The sequence below is a fragment of the Oleiphilus sp. HI0079 genome, from assembly GCF_001635105.1.
Genome location: NZ_LWFT01000910.1, coordinates 1 through 700 on the forward strand (window position 1 = coordinate 1; position 700 = coordinate 700).

The following is a 700-nucleotide window of genomic DNA, read 5'->3' on the forward strand; positions in this document are numbered from 1 at the left end:
GAACGACCAGCAAAGCAAGATATTCATTAATATCAACATGAGCGAACATAGCGATATTAAATACCAGAATGAGAATGGGCAGCATAATGCTCTGCCAAATACCGTAAATGAGCGTAAACAAAAAGGTTTTCCAGCCAATTAAACCCGGATTCAAGGCATAGCGGTGTTTGCGCATGTATAAAAAGACGAGATCACCATCCCAACGCAGGCGCTGACTGAACAGTTGCTTAAAGTTAGCTGGCACATCGGTATGCCCGATTGCTAAAGGTACGAAGGGCAAACGAAAGTTGGGGTGCCGTTTAAAATACTGCTTGATTCTAACCGTCAGATCTAGATCTTCTGCTGTATGAGTATCCCAAGCACCAATTTGCTTCAAAAAATCGCGCCGAAAAATGCCAAACGCGCCAGAGATATTATTAATCAGATTCCAATTCGCCAAGCCTGTTTTATTGCCCTGAATCGAGATCATATACTCCAAATTCTGCATTTGCGTTGCGAGACCGTCGGTATAATTGCGAACACGTAAGGAACCTCCCGCTGCGGGCACGTTCTCATCCTCAAATTCACGCAGCACCTCGACAATCATCGTATTGTCGAAAGAAGTATCGCCGTCGGCGTTCATCACGATCTCACCACTCGCGAAAGCAAGACCTGAGTTTAAAGTAGAAACCCTGCCGCCACGCTGCCATTTCGGAATGAT

Annotated in this window: 1 protein-coding gene; it reads right to left on the bottom strand. The window is 45.4% G+C overall.

All coding sequences use genetic code 11. The features are described 5' to 3' along the window. The coding region (locus tag A3750_RS16840; protein WP_156498666.1) for a glycosyltransferase family 2 protein at positions 1 to 700 on the bottom strand (700 nt) is incomplete at both ends.